Annotated in this window: 4 protein-coding genes; 1 reads left to right on the top strand and 3 read right to left on the bottom strand. The window is 73.1% G+C overall.

The genetic code is table 11. The features are described 5' to 3' along the window. Positions 1 to 54: 54 nt before the first annotated feature. A complete protein-coding gene (locus tag ABZ749_RS31420; RefSeq protein WP_357234163.1) occupies positions 55 to 306 on the top strand; it encodes an FCD domain-containing protein in 252 nt (83 codons plus the stop codon). 23 nt (positions 307 to 329) lie between these two features. Here ABZ749_RS31420 and ABZ749_RS31415 read toward each other — a convergent pair whose 3' ends face one another. The 3 genes from ABZ749_RS31415 to ABZ749_RS31405 all read right to left on the bottom strand — a co-directional run. Then, on the bottom strand, positions 330 to 2120 hold the full coding sequence (locus tag ABZ749_RS31415) for a gamma-glutamyltransferase family protein (protein WP_357234160.1): 1791 nt from the start codon (positions 2118 to 2120) through the stop codon (positions 330 to 332). Continuing rightward, positions 2117 to 3118 (bottom strand): oligopeptide/dipeptide ABC transporter ATP-binding protein, encoded by a 1002-nt coding sequence (locus tag ABZ749_RS31410; protein ID WP_357234158.1) that lies wholly within the window; start codon positions 3116 to 3118, stop codon positions 2117 to 2119. Before ABZ749_RS31410 ends, ABZ749_RS31415 begins: the two co-directional genes overlap by 4 nt. Further along, the coding region (locus tag ABZ749_RS31405; protein WP_357234155.1) for an ABC transporter ATP-binding protein at positions 3115 to 3756 on the bottom strand (642 nt) is incomplete at its 5' end. The genes ABZ749_RS31405 and ABZ749_RS31410, both read right to left, overlap by 4 nt.

Genomic DNA, 3756 nt, shown 5'->3' with positions numbered 1-3756 from the left:
TGTCGGAGATCACCTCGCCCTGCTCGGTCACCTTGATGGCGCCGTCCATGGCACCTGCGCATCCTCCAGATCAGCGGAAACCCCTGGCTGTCGTCGATCGCCAAGTCGCTCTACCTCCATGTCCAGTGGGTCTTCCGGCTCGGGGCGGCCGAACGAGCGCCACACTCGTGGGCCGAGCACATCCAACTCGTCGACGCCATCGAGTCGGGCGACGGTGACCGCGCCGAGCGGGCCGCGCTCGACCACCTCGAGGCGGCATCCGCCGCCGCGTACGAGAACGCCGAAGGCGGCTACGGCGCCCGCTGACGGGCACGCGGCTACGGCACCCGCTACCGGCCGCACGCGTAGCCCTGCATCCCCCGCGGGTTCGCACCGGCCGCCAGCACTCCCGTCGCCGGGTCACGGGTCACCGCGCAGAGCCGACCGAGGCTCCACCCGTCGGTGACCCGCACCTCGTGCCCGTACGCCCGCAGCGCCGCCAGCACACCCTCGTCGAGCCGGTCCTCCACCACCAGGACACCGGGCTCCATGTCGCGGGGATAGAACGAGCCGGGCAGGCTGACCGTGTGCCACGCCGGCGCGTCGATGGCCTCCTGAAGGCTCTGCCCACCGACGAGGTGCCGCACCAGGAACGGCAACTGCCACTGGTCCTGCTGGTCGCCACCGGGGGTGCCGCAGGCCAGCACCGGCTCACCGTCGCGGTGCACCATCGTCGGGCTCAACGTCGTACGCGGGCGGCGGCCCGGCGCCAGCGAGGAGGCGAGCCCCTCCTCCAGCCAGAACATCTGCAACCTGCTGCCCAACGGAAAGCCCAGCTCCGGAATCGTCGGGGAACTCTGCAACCAGCCGCCACTGGGGGTAGCGGAGATCATGTTGCCCCACCGGTCGACCACGTCCACGTGACAGGTGTCGCCCCGGGTCACCCCGTCCGACTGCACTGTCGGCTCTCCCGTTGTGGCATCGGTCGGCCCGGCAGGTCGAGCGGCACCCGGTCGGATGTGGGCGGGCAGGCGCGGCTGCGCCCCGTCCGGGCGGCCCGGCCGCAACTCCGCCGACGCGCGATCGCCGATCAGGGCGGCCCGCTCCCGCGCGTACTGCGGTGAGAGCAGCGCCTTGGCGGGCACGTCGGCCCCGTCGCCGTACCAGGCTTCCCGGTCGGCGAAGGCGAGCTTGAGCGCCTCGACCTGGGCGTGCACACCCGCGGCGGTCGCCGAGTCGTACGCGCCCGGGTCGTCGAGCGCGTCAAGGGTGGCCAGTGACTCCAGCAGCACCGGGCCCTGGCCCCAGAAACCGGTCTTCGCCACCTGGTAGCCCTGCCAGTCGAGGGTGGCGGGCGACTCCCAGCTCGCCGAGTAAGCGGCCAGGTCGTCGCCGGTGACCAGCCCGGCGTGCGGGCGTCCGCTGGAGTCCTGGAACGGTCGCCGGCTGAACGCGTCGATCGCCTCGGCGACGAAACCCGTGCTCCAGGCCCGGCGGGCGGCCTCGATCTGGGCCTCCCGGTCGGCACCGGCCGCCCGTCCCGCCTCGACGAGTCGGCGCAGGGTGTCCGCGTACGCCGGGTTGGTGACCAGCTCCCCCGCGGCGGGTGGTCGGCCGCCGCGCAGCCAGAGCGCGGCGGAGGTGGGCCAGTGTTCCTCGAACAACGACCGGACGGCGGCCACCGTGTCACCGACCCGGCCCACCAGCGGGTGCCCGGCGCCGGCGTAGCCGATCGCCGGCTCCAGCACCTCGGCGACGGTGAGCGTGCCGTGCTCGCGCAGCAGCAGGAGCCAGGCGTCCACCGCACCGGGTACTGCCGCCGCGAGCGGCCCGGCACCCGGGATGAGGTCCATGCCGAGGGACCGGAAGTGCGCGATGGTGGCGCCGGCCGGGGCTGGCCCCTGCCCGCACAGCACCTTCGGTCGGGGGTCCCGCGCGGTGGCCACGATGGCCGGCACCTCGCCACCGGGCCCGTTCAGGTGCGGCTCGACCACGTGCAGGACGAACCCGGCGGTGACCGCCGCGTCGAAGGCGTTGCCCCCGCGTTCCAGGATGCCCATCGCCGACTGGCTGGCGAGCCAGTGGGTGGAGGACACCATGCCGAAGGTGCCCTGCAACGTGGGTCGGGTGGTGAACGTCATGACAGCACCTCACTGGGATCTGCGGTACGAACGTCGGGACCGGTGCCGTCCGGCCGGACCAGGTGGCAGGCGGCCATGCCGTCGCTGATGGCGGTCTGCGCCGGCACCTCCGTCGCGCACCTGTCGAAGGCGAGCGGGCAGCGGGTCCGGAACCGGCAGCCGGACGGCGGGTCGAGCGCGGACGGCAGGTCGTCGCCGAGCAGCACCGGCTGACGGTGGCGCTGACGCACCGGGTCGGCCACCGGCGCGGCGGAGAGCAGCGCCTGCGTGTACGGGTGTGCGGGCCGGGCGAAGATCCGCTCGCGGCTGCCGGTCTCGACGAGTTGCCCCAGGTACATGACAGCGATGTCGTCGGCCAGGTATTCGACAGCGGAAAGGTCGTGGGTGATGAAGAGGCAGGCGAACCCGATGTCGCGTTGCAGGTCGGCGAGGAGGTTGAGCACCGACGCCTGCACTGACACGTCGAGCGCGCTGGTGGGTTCGTCCGCGATGAGCAGCATGGGCTCGGAGATCAGGGCCCGCGCGATGCTGACCCGTTGGCGTTGCCCGCCGGACAGTTCGTGCGGATAGCGACGGGCCACCTCGGCGCGCAGGCCCACCCGTTCGAGTTGGGGAGCGACGCGGGCGTCCCGGTCGCGCCGGGAGATCCGCTTGCCGGCCAGCCGCAGCGGTTCGGCCACGATCTCGCCCACCAGCATGCGCGGGTCCAGTGACGCGGCCGGGTCCTGGAAGACGATCGACACCGCGCCGCGATGGGGACGCAGTCGCCGTCGGGACAGGTGGGTGACGTCGGTGCCCGCGATCCGGACCGTTCCCGCTGTCGGTTCGACGAGCCGCACCACGCATCGGCCCACTGTCGACTTCCCGGAGCCGCTCTCCCCCACCAGGGCCGTGACCCGGCCCCGCGGAATGGTCAGGGACACCCCGTCCACGGCACGCACCGGGCCGAAGTGCATCACCAGGTCCGCTATCTCCAGGGCGTTCGGCTGCGGCGTCATCGGTTCGCCTCCTGAGGGGCCATCTCGCACGGGTGCCAGCAGGCCGCGACATGGTCGGTGTCACCGACATCCTGCAACGGCGGGGCAGCCGCCCGGCACCGCTCATCGGCGGCCGGGCAGCGATCCGCGAAGGTACAGGCGTCGGGTTGGCTGGCCAGCACGGGCACCAGCCCGGGGATCTCGGTCAACCGGTCGGTGCCGGCGTGCCGGCCCGGCTGCGGTGACGCCGACAGGAGCCCGGCCGTGTACCGGTGCCGGGGGTGGGCGAACAGGTCGTCCACCGACGCCCGTTCCACCACCCGGCCCGCGTACATGACGACGACGCGGTCCGCGATGTCGGCGATCACGCCGAGGTCGTGGGTGATGATGAGGACGCTCGTGCCGAGCCGGTCGCGCAGGTCCCGCAGCACCTGGAGGATGCCGGCCTGGACGGTGACGTCCAGCGCTGTGGTCGGCTCGTCGGCCACCAGCACCTTCGGGCCGCAGGCCACCGCCATCGCGATCATCACCCGCTGCCGCATGCCGCCGGAGAGTTGGTGCGGGTCCCACACCAGCAGCAGGGCGAGCAGGTCGCGGTGGGCGGTGAGCGAGTCCAGGGCCTCGGCGACCCGGGCCCTGCGGTCGGCCAGCGGGGTCCG

Source organism: Micromonospora sp. NPDC047753, assembly GCF_040642735.1.
Taxonomy (GTDB): Bacteria; Actinomycetota; Actinomycetes; order Mycobacteriales; family Micromonosporaceae; genus Micromonospora.
Note: the sequence above shows the minus strand (reverse complement) of the source record. Positions and strands in the feature narration are given on the sequence as shown.

Bases quoted from the DNA above. Each gene is read 5' to 3' on its own strand.
- ABZ749_RS31415 (WP_357234160.1), bottom strand. From the start codon at position 2,120: ATGACGTTCACCACCCGACCCACGTTGCAGGGCACCTTCGGCATGGTG.
- ABZ749_RS31410 (WP_357234158.1), bottom strand. From the start codon at position 3,118: ATGACGCCGCAGCCGAACGCCCTGGAGATAGCGGACCTGGTGATGCAC.